Source organism: Streptomyces sp. NPDC047981 (assembly GCF_040653315.1).
GTDB lineage: Bacteria > Actinomycetota > Actinomycetes > Streptomycetales > Streptomycetaceae > Streptomyces.
In genome coordinates this window covers 1-16053 of record NZ_JBEZNQ010000072.1, presented here as the reverse complement: position 1 = coordinate 16053, position 16053 = coordinate 1, and the positions used below count along the sequence as shown (strand labels likewise).

Genomic DNA, 16053 nt, shown 5'->3' with positions numbered 1-16053 from the left:
ATGCCGGTCCACCTGGAGGTACCCGTGCTCGCACCCGGCTCCCGCGTCCCCGTCACCACGCTCGACCCGGTCCTCGGCCCCCCGGTGGCCGTGCTGGACCCCGACCCCGGGCGGCTGGTCCATCTGCAGTTCCGGCGCTTCGCGGGCTGCCCGATCTGCCACCTCCACCTGCGGTCCTTCGTCCGCCGGTACGAGGAGGTGGAGGCGGCCGGGATCCGCGAGGTCGTCGTCTTCCACTCGCCGCCGGAGGAACTCCACCCCCACCTGGACGGCCTGCCGTTCCCGGTCGTCGCCGACCCGGAGAAGCGGCTCTACGAGGCGTTCGGGGTGGAGGTCTCGCCCCGCGCGCTGTTCTCCCCGCGCGCCGTGCTGCCGGTCGCCCGCGCCATCGCCCTCGGCACGGGGGAGATGCTGCGCGGGCGGCAGCGCCCGCCCGTGCCGAAACCGCGCGGCGGGCGGCTCGGGCTCCCCGCGGACTTCCTGATCGCCGCCGACGGCCGGCTCGCCGCCGTGAAGTACGGCGATCACGCCGACGACCAGTGGCCGCTGGACACCGTCCTCGGCCTCGCGACCGCGATCCGCCGGGGGGACCAGGGCCTGTGAGATCAGCCGGTCAGTGCCTGTGAGACGAAGTACCGGGGCACTGTCGGGCGCGGCACGCGGCCACGGAACCAGCGGCGCACGTCCTGGTCGAGCAGGACGCCGTGCATGTAGTTGTAGAGGGCCTTGTCGAGCGACCGGCCCAGGGCGTCGTGGTCCGTGCCGGTCGGGTCGTGGAAGCCGATGTCGTTCCTGGCGAAGCTCCCGTCGGCCGGCGGCAGCAGGGTGATGCCGTACTCCTGCGGATTCCGGCCGACCGGGGAATGCACCGTGGCGGAGAAGCGGTGGAAGAAGCCGGACTGGATGCAGTCGGCCTCGAACAACTGCCGCACGTATTCGAGGGCGTCCACGGTGTCCTGCACGGTCTGGGTCGGAAAGCCGTACATCAGATAGGCGTGCACGAGAATTCCGGCATCCGTGAAAGCGCGCGTCACCCGGGCCACCTGCGCCACCGACACGCCCTTCCTCATCAGCTTCAGCAGCCGGTCGGACGCCACTTCAAGGCCACCGGAGACGGCGATGCACCCGGACTCGGCGAGGAGCCGCGCGCATTCCGGTGTGAAGGACTTCTCGAAACGGATGTTTCCCCACCAGGTGATGGTCACCCGGCGGCGCAGCAGCTCCTCCGCCAACGCCCTCAGCATCTTGGGCGGTGCCGCCTCGTCGACGAAGTGGAAACCGGTCTGGCCGGTCTCCGCGACGATCGCTTCGATCCGGTCGACCAGCAGCTCGGCCGACGCCGTCTCGTACCGCGAGATGTAGTCGAGCGAGACATCGCAGAAACTGCACTTCTTCCAGTAGCAGCCGTGGGCGATGGTCAGCTTGTTCCAGCGGCCGTCGCTCCACAGCCGGTGCATGGGGTTGAGCATGTCCACGAGGGACAGATAGCGGTGCAGGGGCAGGCCGTCCCAGGTCGGCGTGCCGGTCTCGGCGAACGGGACGTCCGCCTCCGCCCAGGCGTGGTGGCGCACCGTGCCGTCCTCGCGCACGAAGGTGCGCACCAGCCGGTCGGCGGGGCGCTCGCCCGCGAGATGCTCCAGGAGCGCGAGCAGCGGGCGCTCGCCGTCGTCCAGCGTCACGAAGTCGAAGAAGTCGAAGACCCGCGGCTCCGCCAGCTCCCGCAGTTCGGTGTTGACGTAGCCGCCGCCCAGACAGACCGGCAGCTCCGGCCGGTGGCGCTTGATGGACTGGGCGATGCGGAACGCGGCGTACACCGCGCCGGGGAAGGGCACCGACAGCAGCACCACCGTGGGCCGGTGGCGCTCGACGGCCTCGCGGGTCAGCTCGTCGAGCATCGAGTCGATCAGCGTCGGCGGTGCGGCCAGCGCCTCGGCCAGCGGGTCGAAGCTGGGCTGCGACATCGCCAGCGACTCCGCGTACCGCACGAACTCGAAGCGCGGGTCGACGGCGTCGCGGACGACGTCCGCGAGATCGTTCACATAGAGCGTGGCCACGTGCCGTGCCCGGTCGTGCGTCCCCAGCGCGCCGAAGGCCCAGGCCAGCGGGTCGCCGCCGTCCGGGTCGTCGGGATCGACGTAGACGTCGAGGGAGGAGAACCGGGAACCCTCCGGCAGGTACTGCCGCGCGGCGATGCGGTGCGCCAGCGTCGGGTCCTGACCCTGCAGAAAACCGATCGCCGGTTCGACGGTGGCGAGATACTCCGGGAAGAGCGCCAGGAAATCCTGGACCGCCGGCGACTGCTCGTCGCGCGGTAGCCGCCGCGCGACATCCCGTACGGCCTCAAGGCCCGGTCTGGAAAGCAGCCGCAGTACCAATTCCAGCGCCAGGTCCTCCTGGAACGCCGTCACGCCCTCCTTGCGCAGGAAGCCGGTGAGATAAGCGGTGGACGGATAGGGGGTGTTCAGCTGGGTCATCGGCGGGATGAGCGCCAGCACACGCGGAGCGGCAGTGGACATCGTGGGCGAGGACATTACCCGAATCCCGCGGACCGGCCGCGGGACCGTCAACTCGGCGTCAGCGGAACGTCAATGGAGCGCCATTCGGGCGTCAATGGAGCGCGATTCGGGCGTCAATGGAGCGCCGATCGAGCGTCAAGGGAGCAGCCATGGAGCGTCCATGGAGCGCCAATTCCCCCTGCGCTACGGCCGCCACGAGACGCGGTGGCCGGACCAGAAGTCCCAGGTGGACATCATCGCCTCCCAACCGTCCGGGAATTTGACCGTGACGCCGAGCTGGACCGGCTCCGTCGAGGGATGGTCGTCCAGGAGGTCGGCGACGCCCGCGCGGCCGACGACGATGCAGGCGTGCCGGTGGCGGGAGGCCAGCACGCACAGCCTGCCCGTCTCCAGGTGGAAGGCCGTGGCGTCCGGACGGCCCGACAGCGGGTGGAGGACGACGGTGACGTCGTACTCCCGGCCCTGGAGCCGGTTCGCCGTGTCCACGGTCACGCCCGCGACACCCAGCTCCGCCAGGGCCGCGCGGACCGCCGCCGCCTGGTCGCGGTGGGCCGTGCCGACCGCGACCCGGTCCGGGGTCAGCGGCACCGGCTCCGGACCCCGCTCGCTGACCGCCGCGCCGCCCCGGTCGAGGAGCCTGCGGACCACGAGCGCCACCGCCCGGACCGCCTCGGGGTCCGTGCGCGGGGTGTGCCGGGCCGGTAGTTCGAGCAGGCCCCAGCCCGACTCCGCGGCCTCGTCCAGGACCCGGTCGGGGCCCGAGCCGTCCGACGGCACCCCGAACGTCAGCCGCCGGTCGCCGTGGCCCGTACCGCTGCGGAACCGGGTGTACGGATAGAACGCGTCGGAGACCAGCGGCGCCGCCGACGCCGGAAGCCGCCAGGACACCGGCAGCCGGTGCTGCGGCAGCTCCGGGTTGTGCGCGAGCAGCGTCGAGACCGCCGAGGCCGACGGGTCGTACGACAGGCCCGCCCACTGCTCCGCGCCCACCACCGAGAACGGGTCCAACTGGCCCGGGTCGCCGACGAACAGCGCCCGTTCGAAGAGCCCCGCCACCGCGAGCAGTGCGTCCGAACGCATCTGGTACGCCTCGTCCACGATCGCGTGCGCCCACGGCTCCACGTTCTTCACGTGCGCCCACTTCGCGGCCGTCGAGATCGTCACCGGAACCCCCGCGAGGTCCCCCGCCTTCGCCGATTTCCGTACGTTCTCCAGGTCGTCGAGCGCCTTGTCGTACGGATCGCTGTCGTTCGAGTGCAGCCGCCCCACCGGCAGGTCGGGACGCTTCTCCGCGAGCCGCAGAACCAGGTCGTCCACCTGGGCGTTCGTCTGCGCGACCACCATGAGCGGGCGCCCCGCGTCGGCCAGTTCGAGCGCGGCGCGCACCACGAGGGTCGACTTGCCCGCGCCCGGCGGGGAGTCCACGACCACGCCCCGGGCGTCACCGTGCAGGGTGTCGGCCAGGATGGCGGCGGTGGCCTTCGCGGCCTCGGCCGCGGGGTCGAAGGGAGCGCGGTCGACGGGGGCGGGATCGACAGGGGAGGGATCGACGGGAGCGGGGCCGAAGGGGGCCCGGTCGAGGGGGGCGGGGCTCACAGCAGGTCCTCCGGCGTCGTGGCGTCGGGCAGCTCGGCGGCGTCGGAGCGCGGGGGCCCGCCGTGCGTCCAGGGCGTCTCCTCCGGGTCGGGCAGCTTCGGGCCCACCCGCTGGTCGTGCTCGAAGAGCGTCCACGCGATCCGCTCGCCCTTCTCCGGCACCGACCCCTCGGCCGGCTCCTTCGACCGGCCCATGCGGTCGGTGACCCGCAGCACGAGCGCGCCGTCGCCCTCCTCGTACCGGACGAACTCCGCCGTCTGCGGCTTGCCTTCGAGCGAGCGGTACACCTTCACGCCCGCGCCCAGGTGCGGCCGGTCGTCGGTGCGGACCGTGAGCAGCGGGCGCGGCGAGGGACGCTTCGACTCCGAGAACGCCATCGTCACCTCCACCACCTCCGCGACGAACGCCTCGCCCGCGAGCCGCCGCCCGGCGAGCACCAGCGGATCGTCCAGGGCCTCCTGCGCCTCCAACTGGCCCTGCGCCGACTCGCGGGCGGCCAGCTTCTGCGCCGCCGTCACCGCGTCGTCGCGGCGCGGCTGCGGCGGCTCACCGGCGACCACGCGGTCGCGGTGACCGGTGAACGACCAGCGGTCGCGGGTCCACCGGTCCGCCACCCGCGCGCCCTCCGGCAGCTCGCGCACCAGATCGAGCGCGCGCCACACCGCATCCCAGGTCGGCTTCAGCTGGGAGACGATCAGCCGCCGGATCTCCCGCTCGGCGCGGTGCAGTTCGGCCAGGCGCGCGTCCGCGCTCTCGCCGTCCTCGGCCGAGGCCAGTGCCTGCCGGGCCCGGTCGAAGCGCTCGATCGCGGGCGCGAGCAGCCGGTTGTCGAAGTCGGGGTCGGTCGCGGGACCTGCGGGCGGGCAGAGCAGCTGCCCCTCCCGATCCCGGCCCAGCTCGGCGCGGAGCGCCCCCTCGGGGCCGGTCTCGTCCTCGTCCGGGTCGATCCAGGCGAGCAGCGCGCCCAGGTGCTGGTCCTCCAGGGAGGACTGGCCCGTCGCCCAGTGCCGGTTCAGCAGGTCGGTGGCCGCGAGCAACAGCGAGGAGCCCGGCACGCGGGCCCGCTCGCCGAGGTGCGTCAGCCAGCGGCCGAGGAGCGGTACGCGCGGCGGCGCGGGGAACGGCGTCTCCGGATCCTGCTCCGCCGTCCGCCGGAACCGCATCGACCGGCCGAGGAGCCGTACGTACTCGACGCCCGCGCGGCTCGGCACGACCAGCTGCGGGGCGTCGGCGCAGAGGTCGACCTCGACCTTGACCTTCTTGCCCGTCTCCGCGTCGGTCTCGTTCTTCTCCACCGCCTCGACGACGTCCGTGAACGCGTCGATGTACGGCAGGACTTCCTCGGCCAGGTCGGCGAGGAACGCGAACCGCAGGTCACGGTCGCGCGGCTGCGCGACGACAAGAAGCCGGGGCTCCTCGCGGTCCGTCCCGACGAGCGCGCCGAGCGGCGCGCCCGCCTCCCCGGCCGTCGTCAGCGGTACGAGGACGAGCGGCCGCTCCGAGACGTGCCGGTGCCGGACCGTGGCCAGCGGCTGCGCCCGGCCGGACTCGACGGCCTCCAGGCGGGCGAGGGTGGAGATCAGCGACATGAACGAACTCCTCGTCCGGCGGCGGTCGGCCGCACCATGCTCAGCAGGGGCATTCGGCGACCGCCTTCGGCGTGCGTGCCGTCGCCAGCGCCTCGTCACGCAGGGCGCGCGCCCTGCGCAGGGCCTCGACCGTCGGGTCGGCCGCGTCGCCCGCCTCGCCGCGGGCCGCCGCCAGGACCGCGCCGACCGTCGTCAGGCTGCCCAACTCGCCCCGTACCGAACGGCCCAGGGTCTCCACCGCGCCCGCGTCCCTGGCCCGGTCGCGGCAGTGGAAGGCCAGCTCGCAGGCCGCGAGGCACTCCGGCGCGTACGCGTGCGGCACGGACTCGACCGCGACCGTCAGCTCGTCGGCCGAGCAGCTCTCCACGTCGAAGGTGACGCCCTCCGGCAGCGCGGCCGCGATGTCCTCGATCCGGGTGAGCCGGGTCAGCTGACGGCGGGTCACCGCCAGCTGCTTGCGCACGTCGACGACCGAGGCCGTCGGCAGGTTGGAGAAGTCCTTCGGGCAGACGAGGAGGACGTGCGGCGCCACCTCGGCGCCCTCGGTCAGCGCCGCGACCCGCTCCAGGGCCAGGACGTACACCGCGGACTGCCGGGCCGCCGCGCCCACCTTGGACGCGTCCGCCGAACCGTCGATCATCGGGAAGGACTTGATCTCCACGACCGTCCACCGGCCGTCGGGGTGCACGACGACCGCGTCGGGCTCCAGATAGGAGGGGGAGCCCGCCACCTCCAGGGCCAGCATCGGGTGGTCGAGCAGCGCCCACTCGCCGGCGGCGGTCGCCTCGCGCAGCGCCAGGGCCGTGCGGGCGGCGCGGCCCTCGGGCCCGGCCGCCGCGAGGTCGGGGAGCCGGACCGTGCCCGGCTCCTCGACGCCGAGCAGCCGCAGCAGCTCGCGCCCGCCGTCCGACTTGACCTTCGCCTCGAAGGCGTTGCCCCGCATGAACGCGAACTGCGACTGCCCGAACGCGGCCGGTGAGCCGAGCTTCGCCGCGAGCACGGTCTTGTCCACCCCCGCGCCGTCGAGCAGCGCGCGCCGCCGGCAGCCGGGGTTGGCGGCGAGCGCCGCCAGGGCGCGCGCGTCGAGCGGGCGCGGCACCACGGCCGGCCCGCGCAGCTCGGCGAGCCGCTCCCACACCCGCGTCGTTCGTGTCGTCTGCGGAGGGACAGGGGCTCCGCCGTCGAGGGAATCGCTCACCCGCGGAAGTCTCCCATCCGCCACTGACATCCGACCGCCGTTCCCGGCGAACCGCAGGTGAGGGGCTGCCCGCGAGTCGCCGGGAATTCAGGTGGGAGATGATGGAGGGACATCGCTCCGTCGAACGATCAAGGAGCCTTCATGGCACCGCGCATCCTGCTCGCCCGGCACGGCCAGACCGAATGGTCGCTGCTCGGCCGCCACACCGGCAGGACGGACATCCCGCTCCTCGAAGAGGGCCGGCGTGGCGCCAAGCTGCTCGGCGAGCGACTGCACCGGGGGGCGTGGAACGGCCTGCCGAACGTGGAGGTCCGCACGAGTCCGCTGGTGCGCGCCCGCGAGACCTGCGACCTCGCCGGCTTCGGCGAGCGCGCCCAGGACTGGGACGCGCTGATGGAGTGGGACTACGGCGCGTACGAGGGCCTCACCCCGGCGCAGATCCAGGAGCGGCAGCCGGGCTGGCTGCTGTGGCGCGACGCCGTGCCGGAGGGCGAGAGCCTGGCGCAGGTCTCCGCCAGGGCCGACGAGGTCGTGGAGTGGGCGCGGTCGGAGGACCGGGACGTCCTGGTCTTCGCGCACGGGCACATCCTGCGGACGCTCGGGGCGCGCTGGCTGGGGCTCGACGTCTCCTTCGGCGCCAAGATCCGGCTCGACCCCACGAGCCTGTCGATCCTCGGCTGGGCCTACGGCGAGCCGGCCGTGGAGCGCTGGAACGACACCGGCCACATGGAGTAGTCCGGCTCGTCCGTGCCTCGGCCGGGCTTGGTACGCGCCGCGTCCGCGCCTCGGCCGGGCTACGGCCGGACTTGGTACGCGGCCGCGTCCGGGCCGCGTCCGGGATTCGTCCGCGCCGCGTCCGGGACTCGGCCGGGCCGCTCAGCGGGCCGCCGCCAGGACCTGGCTCGTCTCCGTCAGGATGCGGCGGATACGGGAGGACTGGACGTCGCCCAGGGAGTCCACCACGCGCCGTGCCTCCGCCGACGCCTCGTCCCTGCGGCCCGCGTGGGCCAGGTTGCTGGCCAGCTGGGCCCGGTAGAGCGCCAGGTTGCGGGCGAAGTGAGGGTTCTGCAGAAGGGTCGCGCGGTGGGCGTGCCGGGCCGCGCGGCTCCAGTCGCCCAGCGCCGCCCAGCAGTGGGCCTCCTGCGCCTCCAGCTCCGGTTCGCCGAAGAACGACATCCACTCGGGGTCCTGGTCGCCAGGCCCCTTCGCGAAGTGTCCGTGCGCGCGGCCGAGGGCCTGCTCGCAGGCCGACCGGTCGCCGAGCGCGGCCCAGGCCCCCGCCTCCCGCAGGGAGAGGAGGGCGAGCAGCCGGGCGGAGTCCAGCGGCTGCGCCGCGCGCAGCCCGGCCTGCGCGGCCCGGACCGCCTCGCGGTACCGGCCCGCGTCCCTGGCCAGGAACGACGTGTTGCAGAAGGCGTGCGCCTCCAGGGCGGGATCACCCGCCACGCGCGCGGTGGCCAGCGCCTCCGCGTAGTGCGAGCGGGCGTCCTCGACGCGGCCCGAGTCGTGGGCGAGCCAGCCCACGGAGATCGCGAGCTCGCCGGCGCCCGCGTGCAGCCGGTCCTCGGTGGAGCGGCGGGCCGTCGTGCCCGCGTCGAGGAGGGCGTACGCCGCGCGCAGCGGCTGGGCGGCGGCCTTGTAGAGGCCCTCGGCGCCGTGCCGGTCGTCGAGCAGCCGGATCTGCCGTACGGCGTTCTCGACGGCGCGGACCTCGGTCTCGCCGATCCTGTGGGCCCCGCGAGGGGCGGGGATCGCGACGGCCGTGCCGCCGAATCCCATCGAGACGGCCGCCACGGTGGCGGTGCCGCTCGTCATGAATGCGCGACGCAGCACGTCGCTCTCCTCATCGTTCCGGGTGGTGAGGGCGGGCCCGGGCGGTGCCCCGGACAGGACGGCGGCCGGCCGTCGGCCACGTACCGCCTCCCGCGCCGAGAAGCCCAGGTCCGCCAGGGAGAGGCCGGGGAACATGTGCAGGAACACCCGCTCGTACGCGTAGTTGGGACAGCGGATCTCACCCGCCTCCACGCGCCCGATGTAGCGGGCGTCGCACGCGACCTGCTCGCCGATCTCCCGCGCCGCCCGTCGGACCGTCGCGGCGAACTCCGCCGGCGAGTGCTGTCCGCGGAGCCGGCGGAAGGCGAGATTGGGAACTGCCCCTGACACCGCCATGGCCGAGCCCTCTCCTGTGCTGCCGGTGTTCCGGCGGGCATGAACGTACCTGCTGTGACCGACCAGCCACGCTGAGTTTTGCCATAAATCGGATATCTCGCTCGCGATCTGCCATGAACTGCCATCCTTTGCGGCGGCGTGCCGCCGTAGCCGTTGACGCGCACGGACGTTGAACCATGCGGAGAGACGGAACGTGTCTTCTCAGGAGCGAGGAGGGGTCCCATGTTGGAGATCGGATCGCAGTCCACCGCACTGCACGCACCCACCCCGGACGCCAGTGCCCCGTGCGCCGCACCCTGCGACCTGGTGACCGTCCCGGTCCGCCAGGGCCTGGAAGCCGTCGACATCCTCCGGCGCGGCGGGACCCCGCTCGTCGGCCCCGTCCTGCACGACGGCGCCTGCGACACGCTCGGCTTCCTCGTTCCGCCCGGCACGGCGGCGGGCTGGGACATGCCGGGCAGCGCGTGTACACAGACCTCCGGGAGAGGCCTGCGCATCCCCGAACTGCCCGAACTTCCCGAGCCCGCCGGTGACGCCCCGCGTCCGGCGGGCTGGCTGTTGCCGCCCGGGGACGCCGGCGAGGTCACCGACCCGGCCGTGCTGCGCGAGGCCCTCGGCCAGGCCGCGCGCCTGATCGAGGCGGCGGACGGCTGCCGCTAGGGCCTGTCGTTTGGATCATGCCGGGCTCGCGGGCCCTGGCGGCAGCCCCCGGAGAGCCTCGTCGGGCGGGGACCTGGCGTGGGTGCCGATAATGGGGCACGTGGCAAGGAACAAGCAGCGTGAACGGGCGGCCGCCGCCGTCGCCGTCGTCGAGACCGTCGACGGCGGGCTCGCGGAGCTCATACCCGACCGGGAACGGCCCCGCGGCTGGACGCTGCTGATCGACGGCGCCCCGCAGTCGCACGTCGACCTCGACGACCCGGCCCACCTCTCCTTCGAGTACCAGCGGCGCCTCGGGCACATCGCCGATCTCGCCGCCCCGCCGAACCGGCCCCTCCAGGCCGTCCACCTCGGCGGCGGGGCGTTCACGCTCGCCCGCTACATCGCCGCCACCCGGCCGCGCTCCACGCAGCAGATCGTGGAGCTCGACGGCTCGCTGGTCCAGCTCGTCCGCCGCGAACTGCCGCTCGACACGGCCGCCCGGATCCGCGTCCGGTCCACCGACGCCCGCGCCGGGCTCGCCAAGGTGCAGGACGGCTGGGCGGACCTGATCATCGCCGACGTCTTCAGCGGCGCGCGCACCCCCGCGCACCTGACCAGCGCGGAGTTCCTCGCGGAGGTCCGCCGGGTGCTGCGGCCGGGCGGCTTCTACGCGGCGAACCTCGCCGACGGGCCCCCGCTGACCCATCTGCGCGGCCAGATCGCGACGGCCGCGACCGTCTTCCCCGAACTCGCGCTGACCGCCGACCCGACCGTGCTGCGCGGTCGCCGGTTCGGCAACGCCGTCCTGCTCGCCTCCGACCGCGAGCTGCCCGTCGCCGAGCTGACCCGCCGGGTGGCGACCGACCCGCACCCGGGCCGGGTCGAACACGGCCGGGCCCTCGCCGACTTCACGGGCGGCGCGAGCCCGGTCACCGACGCCAGCGCCAAGCCCTCGCCCGTACCGCCCGCGTCCGTCTTCCGCTAGGGCGTACCGTCAGCGGTCCTCGATCTCCACGCGCGGCGCGGTGTCGTGCCAGACGCAGAAGACCGACAGTTCGCGGCCGTCCTTGGTGAACGTGACGCGGATCCAGGTGGGCTGCTTCCACACCTGCATCTGCCAGCCCGAGGACGGGGTGGCGGAGACCAGTTCCGCCGACGTCTCACCGAGGTCGAAGACGACCCGGCCGCCGTCCACCGCGTAGCTCTTCACGTTCCCGCCGCCCTGCGCAGGCTTCGTGGCGGGCGGCTTCGAGGCGGTGGTCGGACCCCGCGAGGGGGTCGCGGGGGCCGAGGACGGCGGAGTGCTGGACGGGGCCGCGGACGGCGTGCCGGAGGCGGTGGGGGACGGCGCGTGCGTGGAGGAGGCACGCGTCTCGTGGTCGGTGGTCCCTGCCGGGATGGGCAGGGCGCGCGGCGGGTCGTAGACGGTGCCGGCCAGCACCGTGTGCACCCCCCACCAGGACAGCGTGACCGCCGCGCCCGTGGCGAGCGACCACGCCATGGCATGAACTAGTCCTCTAGGCATCCGGGCCATACTGCACCACCGTCGCCTCGGCCGTCCCACAGGGTGGACCTTGCCGAGGGTTCGCCCGTATGGCGTACGGTGCGGGCCATGGCAAGTGTGCTCGTGGTCGAGGACGACCAGTTCGTGCGCTCCGCTCTCATCCGGCATCTGACCGAGGCCTCCCACACCGTACGGAGCGTCGGCACGGCCCTGGAGGCGCTGCGTGAGGTCGCCCATTTCCGGTTCGACGTGGTCATCCTCGACCTCGGACTGCCCGATCTGGACGGCTCCGAGGCGTTGAAGATGCTGCGGGGCATCACCGATGTGCCGGTGATCATCGCGACCGCCCGGGACGACGAGACGGAGATCGTCCGGCTGCTCAACGACGGCGCGGACGACTACCTGACCAAGCCCTTCTCCGTGGAGCACCTCTCGGCCCGGATGGCCGCCGTGCTGCGGCGCTCGCGGGCGGCGGCCGGAGAAGTCCCGCCGTCGCGGGTCATCCAGGTCGGCGGTCTGTCCATCGACCCGCTGCGCCGGCAGGCGGAGCTGGACGGGACCGGGCTCGACCTGACCCGCCGGGAGTTCGACCTGCTGGCCTTCCTGGCGGGCCGGCCCGGGGTGGTCGTGCCCCGCAAGGAGCTGCTGGCCGAGGTGTGGCAGCAGTCGTACGGGGACGACCAGACCATCGACGTACATTTGTCATGGCTGCGGCGGAAGTTGGGTGAAACGGCCGCCCGCCCCCGCTATCTGCACACCCTGCGCGGGGTGGGCGTGAAGCTCGAACCGCCCCGGGAGCAGCAGCCGTGAGATGGGCCCTCGTCAAGGTGTCGCTGGCGGTCACCGCCATGGTCGTCATCGCCTTCGCCGTACCGCTCGCCCTCGTCGTCAAGGAGATGGCGAACGACCGGGCCTTCTCCAACGCCGAGCGGCGCGCCGCCGGGCTCGCCCCCGTCCTCGCCATCACCACCGACCGCGGCGAGCTCGACCGGGCCGTCGCCACCACGGAGGACGGCGCCGCCGGGCGGATGGCCGTCCATGTCCCGGCCGGCGAAGGGCCGGAGGCCGAGGCCGTGGAGATCGGAACCCGGCGGGCCACCGAGGAGGACCTGCGGACCACCCGGGAGCTGGGCCGGGCCACCATCGCCGAGGTGGCGGGCGGCTCGGTGCTGCTCCAGCCCACGGCGCTCTCGACCGGCCAGGTCGCCGTCGTCGAACTCTTCGTCCCCGAGGGCGAGGCCACCAACGGCGTCACCACCGCGTGGCTCGTGCTCGCCGGGGTCGGCATCGGCCTGATCGTCGGCTCGGTGGCGGTCGCCGACCGGCTCGGCGTACGGATGGTCCAGCCCGCGCAGCGCCTCGCGGGCGCCGCGCACGACCTGGGCGAGGGCAAGCTCGGCGCGCGGGTCCCCGAAGAGGGTCCGCCGGAGCTGAAGTCGGCCGCGATCGCCTTCAACTCGATGGCCGACCAGGTCGTCCAGCTCCTCGCCAACGAGCGCGAGCTGGCCGCCGACCTCTCCCACCGGCTGCGGACCCCGCTGACCGTGCTCCGGCTGAACGCGGCCTCGCTCGGTTCGGGGCCCGCGGCCGACCAGACCCGGGCGGCGGTCGAGCAGTTGGAGCGCGAGGTCGACACGATCATCCGTACGGCGCGGGAGGCCAAGCCGCAGACCCAGGCGACCGGCCCCGGCGCGGGCTGCGACGCCTCCGAGGTCGTCCGGGAGCGGATGGACTTCTGGTCCGCGCTCGCCGAGGACGAGGGCCGCAAGGTCCGGGTCGCGGGCGTCGACCGGCCGGTGCGCATCCCGGTCGCCCGGCCCGAACTCGTCGCCGCGCTCGACGCGCTGCTCGGCAACGTCTTCCGGCACACCCCGGAGGGGACGGCGTTCTCGGTGGACGTCCACAACGGCGACGACGCCGTCATCGTGCTCGTCTCCGACGCGGGACCCGGCATCGCCGACCCGGCCGCCGCGCTGGTGCGGGGCAACAGCGGCCGGCGGGACGGCTCGACCGGTCTCGGCCTGGACATCGTCCGGCAGATGGCGGAGGCCACCGGCGGCGACGTCGCCATCGGGCACTCGGTGCTCGGCGGCACGGAGGTGCGGATCTGGATCGGTCTGGACGGTCGCCGCTCCGGCACCTCGGCCGGCCGGCGCGCTGGGCGGGGCCGCCGCAAGCGGCCGGCGGCGCAGCGCGCCCGCTGACGGTACGGGGCCTGGCGGGCCCTGTACCTGTCAGGGTCTGCCCCGACCCTGGTCCGCCGGACACTCGCTAGTGCTCCACCATGTCGCCCAGGGCGCGGTCGAGGTCGCTGGCGAAGCGCTGCCACTCCCGGGCGTAGGAGTTGGCGAGGTCCGCGACCGCGACGGCGCAGTGCACCGGTACCGCGGCGATCAGCTGCTGCCCGGCCTCCAGGTCCGGTGCGCGCTTGTTCAGCCAGCGCAGCAGCGCGCGGCCGGACTCGGTGAACCGCAGCGAGGGGTCCTTGGCCAGGGTCGCGATGCGCTGCTCCCGCAGGTCGCCCGCCGGTGGCGGGGCGGGCCGCTCGCACCGGCCGGCCTCGGTGACCAGGGCCGGGCGCGGCGGCGGGGCCTGCTCGTCGCGCCGCAGCCGCTGCCGGATCGCACCCGCGGTGCTGATCGAGACGCCCGCGCTCGCGGCGACCTCGCTGAGCGTGGCGCCCGGGTGTTCGGCGAGGAAGGCGACGGCAACTTCGCGGCGCCGGGCGGCGTCGAGCGGGCGGGCGCGGCCGTCCGCCCCGACCCGTACCTCCGGCTGCGGGATCTCCTCGGGCGACGTACGGCGGACGGCGCTCACGGTCTTGGGCGAGAGGCCGGTGATGCGCGCGATGGCGCGGTCCGACAGATCGGGGTGCGTGGTCAGGATCCGCCCGGCGGCGGCCTTGCGGTCCTTGAGCGTCAGGGGCAGGCCGTGGGAGACGTTGGCCGACACGGAGTGGATGAAGACCTCGCCGGCCGGTCCTTCGAGGAACCGGACCGGGATCTCCGTCTCCCCCCGGAGCCGGGCGGCGTGGAGGCGGTGCATGCCGTCGACCACGCGCATGGTGCCCCGGTGCACCAGGACCGGTTCGATGGCGCGCTGGGCGAGCACCTCGACGTGCTCCCGGCTCAACCCGCCGAGACGGGGTGAGTCGGCGGCCAGCAGGGAGTCGGTCGGTACCAGGTGGACGGTCGGACACGCGCCACCGGTCATGGCCTCGAGATCACTGTTCGTCGCCTCTGATACGTCCCTCAATTCCTCCACCACCCTCTCCGCACGCGCGCGTGCGCATGAGCATGACAGCCAGCCGCGAGGCCGCGGCGGGCACGATTCCGGGCACGGCTCGACGATAACAAAAATAGCGTTCTTTATGTTCTGTAGAGTGGGCAAACAGATCCCCAACTCACGGTGGGGTGAACGTCGTTCGGAACGACACCAGGGGGCCGTCGGACATATGACAGAGGGATCGACAACGTGGCGCAGACACGAGCCGCGCTCACCCGGAACCGGGTACTGCACGCGGCCGCCATGGAACTCGCCCGGTACGGCTACGCCGGCACCTCGCTTGCGCGCATCGCGGCGCAGGCCGGGGTGACGCAAGGGGCGCTCACCTTCCACTTCCCCACCAAGCCCGAACTGGCCCGAGGGGTCTACGAAGAGGGCGCGACCGCCACGCGTACGGCCGTCGACCGCGCCCTGGGACGCTCGCGGCTGCCGTTGCAGAACATCATCGACCTCACCCACGAGGTGGCCCGGCTGCTGCGCACGGACACGACCGTGCAGGCGGCCTCACGGCTCAGCCGCGAGACCGCCTGGGCGGGGTGCTGCTGGCACCGGCTCTGGCTCGGCGAGGTCGAGCGCCTGGCCGACCGGGCCCACGGGCGGGGCGAGTTGACGGAGAGCTGTCCGGCGGGGCTGCTGTGCTCGCTGGTGGTGTGCATGCTGGCCCGGTTCGACAGCCCGGCGGTCCCCACGACGGGCACCGTCCGTGAAGACCTCGAAGCGCTCGCGCAGTTGTGGTGTCTGGCGCTCGGCGCGGTGGCGGCGTCCCGCTCCGGAGAGCTGCTGCCGGGCGGGGTTCCCGACGGCGACCCGGCCTGAGGGGCGGGGAGGCGCACGTCAGCGGGCCGTCCAGCCTCCGTCCACCGGGACGGCGGCTCCCGTGGTGAACGACGCGCGGTCGGAGCAGAGCCACACCGCGGCCTGGGCGACCTCGGCGGGGTCGGCCAGGCGGCGCTGGATGGCGCGGCTGGTGAACGGCTCGTACAGGGACGGCGTACGGTCGAGCACCTCGTCCATCAGCTCGGTGCGCGTGCTCCCCACGACCAGGGCGTTGACCCGGATGCCGTGCGGGCCGTACTCGTCGGCGGCGGCCCGGGTCAGGCCGAGCACGGCGTGCTTGGCCGCGATGTAGGGGGCGGCGGTGCCGGTGGCGCGCAGGCCCGCGACGCTGGAGGTGTTGACGATGGAACCCCGGGTCCCGGCCTTGAGCATCGCGTCGATCTGGGCGCGGAGGCAGTTCCAGACGCCCCGCACGTTGACGTCCATGATCCGGTCGTAGTCGGCGTCGTCCGTCTGGTGCAGCGGAGTGCCCGAGGAGGCCCAACCGGCGTTGTTGAAGGCCGCGTCGAGACCGCCGAAGGTGTCGAGCGCCCGGTCGACGGCGCGCTGGACGGCGTCGGCGTCGGTGACGTCGGCGGGGGCGCAGAGCGCCGCGCCGCCGCTCTCCCGGATCAGCCGCGCGTGGTGCGCGAGCCGGTCCTCGCGCCGGGCCACTCGACTGGGCCGTGGCCCGGACGAAGGAGTCCTCCTAGGCGCTGTACACCTGGGCCGAGGAGT

The 16053-nt window shown here is 73.8% G+C and carries 15 protein-coding genes; 7 read left to right on the top strand and 8 right to left on the bottom strand.

All coding sequences use genetic code 11. The features are described from left to right. Positions 1 to 24: 24 nt before the first annotated feature. Entirely contained in the window at positions 25 to 603 is a 579-nt protein-coding gene (locus AB0E14_RS31180) for a peroxiredoxin-like family protein (RefSeq protein ID WP_362425732.1), read from the top strand. A gap of 2 nt (positions 604 to 605) precedes the next feature. Here AB0E14_RS31180 and AB0E14_RS31175 read toward each other — a convergent pair whose 3' ends face one another. The 4 genes from AB0E14_RS31175 to AB0E14_RS31160 all read right to left on the bottom strand — a co-directional run bounded on the left by AB0E14_RS31175 (position 606) and on the right by AB0E14_RS31160 (position 6899). Then, positions 606 to 2516, bottom strand: a complete 1911-nt coding sequence (locus tag AB0E14_RS31175) for a radical SAM protein (RefSeq protein WP_362425729.1) — start codon at positions 2514 to 2516, stop codon at positions 606 to 608. A gap of 183 nt (positions 2517 to 2699) precedes the next feature. Then, positions 2700 to 3983: an AAA domain-containing protein gene (locus AB0E14_RS31170; RefSeq protein WP_362425780.1), complete on the bottom strand. Its 1284-nt coding sequence runs from the start codon at positions 3981 to 3983 to the stop codon at positions 2700 to 2702. A 125-nt stretch (positions 3984 to 4108) separates the two neighbouring features. Further along, the gene (locus tag AB0E14_RS31165) at positions 4109 to 5701 is read right to left on the bottom strand and encodes a hypothetical protein (protein ID WP_362425725.1); all 1593 of its coding nucleotides are present in this window, start codon (positions 5699 to 5701) and stop codon (positions 4109 to 4111) included. A 40-nt stretch (positions 5702 to 5741) separates the two neighbouring features. Further along, positions 5742 to 6899, bottom strand: coding sequence for a hypothetical protein (locus AB0E14_RS31160; RefSeq protein ID WP_362425722.1), 1158 nt, complete (start codon positions 6897 to 6899; stop codon positions 5742 to 5744). Positions 6900 to 7040: 141 nt separating this feature from the next. Here AB0E14_RS31160 and AB0E14_RS31155 point away from each other — a divergent pair, with 141 nt between their 5' ends. Next, a complete protein-coding gene (locus tag AB0E14_RS31155) occupies positions 7041 to 7634 on the top strand; it encodes a histidine phosphatase family protein (RefSeq protein WP_362425719.1) in 594 nt (197 codons plus the stop codon). Between the two features lie 141 nt (positions 7635 to 7775). Here the strand turns inward: AB0E14_RS31155 and AB0E14_RS31150 are convergent, their stop codons facing one another. Further along, positions 7776 to 9068 carry a tetratricopeptide repeat protein gene (locus tag AB0E14_RS31150; RefSeq protein ID WP_362425716.1) on the bottom strand — a complete coding sequence of 431 codons (1293 nt, stop codon included), beginning with the start codon at positions 9066 to 9068 and terminating at the stop codon, positions 7776 to 7778. A 222-nt stretch (positions 9069 to 9290) separates the two neighbouring features. On the opposite strand from AB0E14_RS31150, the gene AB0E14_RS31145 reads away from it, so the two are divergent. Together AB0E14_RS31145 and AB0E14_RS31140 are read left to right on the top strand one after the other, a co-directional pair. Then, positions 9291 to 9728, top strand: a complete 438-nt coding sequence (locus AB0E14_RS31145; RefSeq protein ID WP_362425713.1) for a hypothetical protein — start codon at positions 9291 to 9293, stop codon at positions 9726 to 9728. A 91-nt stretch (positions 9729 to 9819) separates the two neighbouring features. Further along, a complete protein-coding gene (locus AB0E14_RS31140; RefSeq protein ID WP_362425710.1) occupies positions 9820 to 10695 on the top strand; it encodes a fused MFS/spermidine synthase in 876 nt (291 codons plus the stop codon). 9 nt (positions 10696 to 10704) lie between these two features. On the opposite strand, the gene AB0E14_RS31135 is transcribed toward AB0E14_RS31140, so the two are convergent. Further along, positions 10705 to 11244, bottom strand: coding sequence for a hypothetical protein (locus tag AB0E14_RS31135; RefSeq protein WP_362425707.1), 540 nt, complete (start codon positions 11242 to 11244; stop codon positions 10705 to 10707). A 78-nt stretch (positions 11245 to 11322) separates the two neighbouring features. Between AB0E14_RS31135 and AB0E14_RS31130 the strand changes: the two genes are divergently transcribed. Together AB0E14_RS31130 and AB0E14_RS31125 are read left to right on the top strand one after the other, a co-directional pair. Further along, positions 11323 to 12024, top strand: coding sequence for a response regulator transcription factor (locus AB0E14_RS31130; RefSeq protein WP_362425704.1), 702 nt, complete (start codon positions 11323 to 11325; stop codon positions 12022 to 12024). After that, positions 12021 to 13418: a HAMP domain-containing sensor histidine kinase gene (locus AB0E14_RS31125; RefSeq protein ID WP_362425701.1), complete on the top strand. Its 1398-nt coding sequence runs from the start codon at positions 12021 to 12023 to the stop codon at positions 13416 to 13418. The genes AB0E14_RS31130 and AB0E14_RS31125 overlap by 4 nt, the downstream gene beginning before the upstream one ends. Positions 13419 to 13485: 67 nt before the next feature. Here the strand turns inward: AB0E14_RS31125 and AB0E14_RS31120 are convergent, their stop codons facing one another. Next, complete coding sequence (locus AB0E14_RS31120; protein ID WP_362425698.1) at positions 13486 to 14427, bottom strand: transcriptional regulator; 942 nt, start codon at positions 14425 to 14427, stop codon at positions 13486 to 13488. Positions 14428 to 14688: 261 nt separating this feature from the next. Here AB0E14_RS31120 and AB0E14_RS31115 point away from each other — a divergent pair, with 261 nt between their 5' ends. Continuing rightward, positions 14689 to 15315: a helix-turn-helix domain-containing protein gene (locus AB0E14_RS31115; protein WP_362425695.1), complete on the top strand. Its 627-nt coding sequence runs from the start codon at positions 14689 to 14691 to the stop codon at positions 15313 to 15315. An 18-nt stretch (positions 15316 to 15333) separates the two neighbouring features. On the opposite strand, the gene AB0E14_RS31110 is transcribed toward AB0E14_RS31115, so the two are convergent. After that, positions 15334 to 16053: SDR family oxidoreductase (locus AB0E14_RS31110; RefSeq protein ID WP_362425692.1), on the bottom strand; the 720-nt coding region annotated here is incomplete at its 5' end.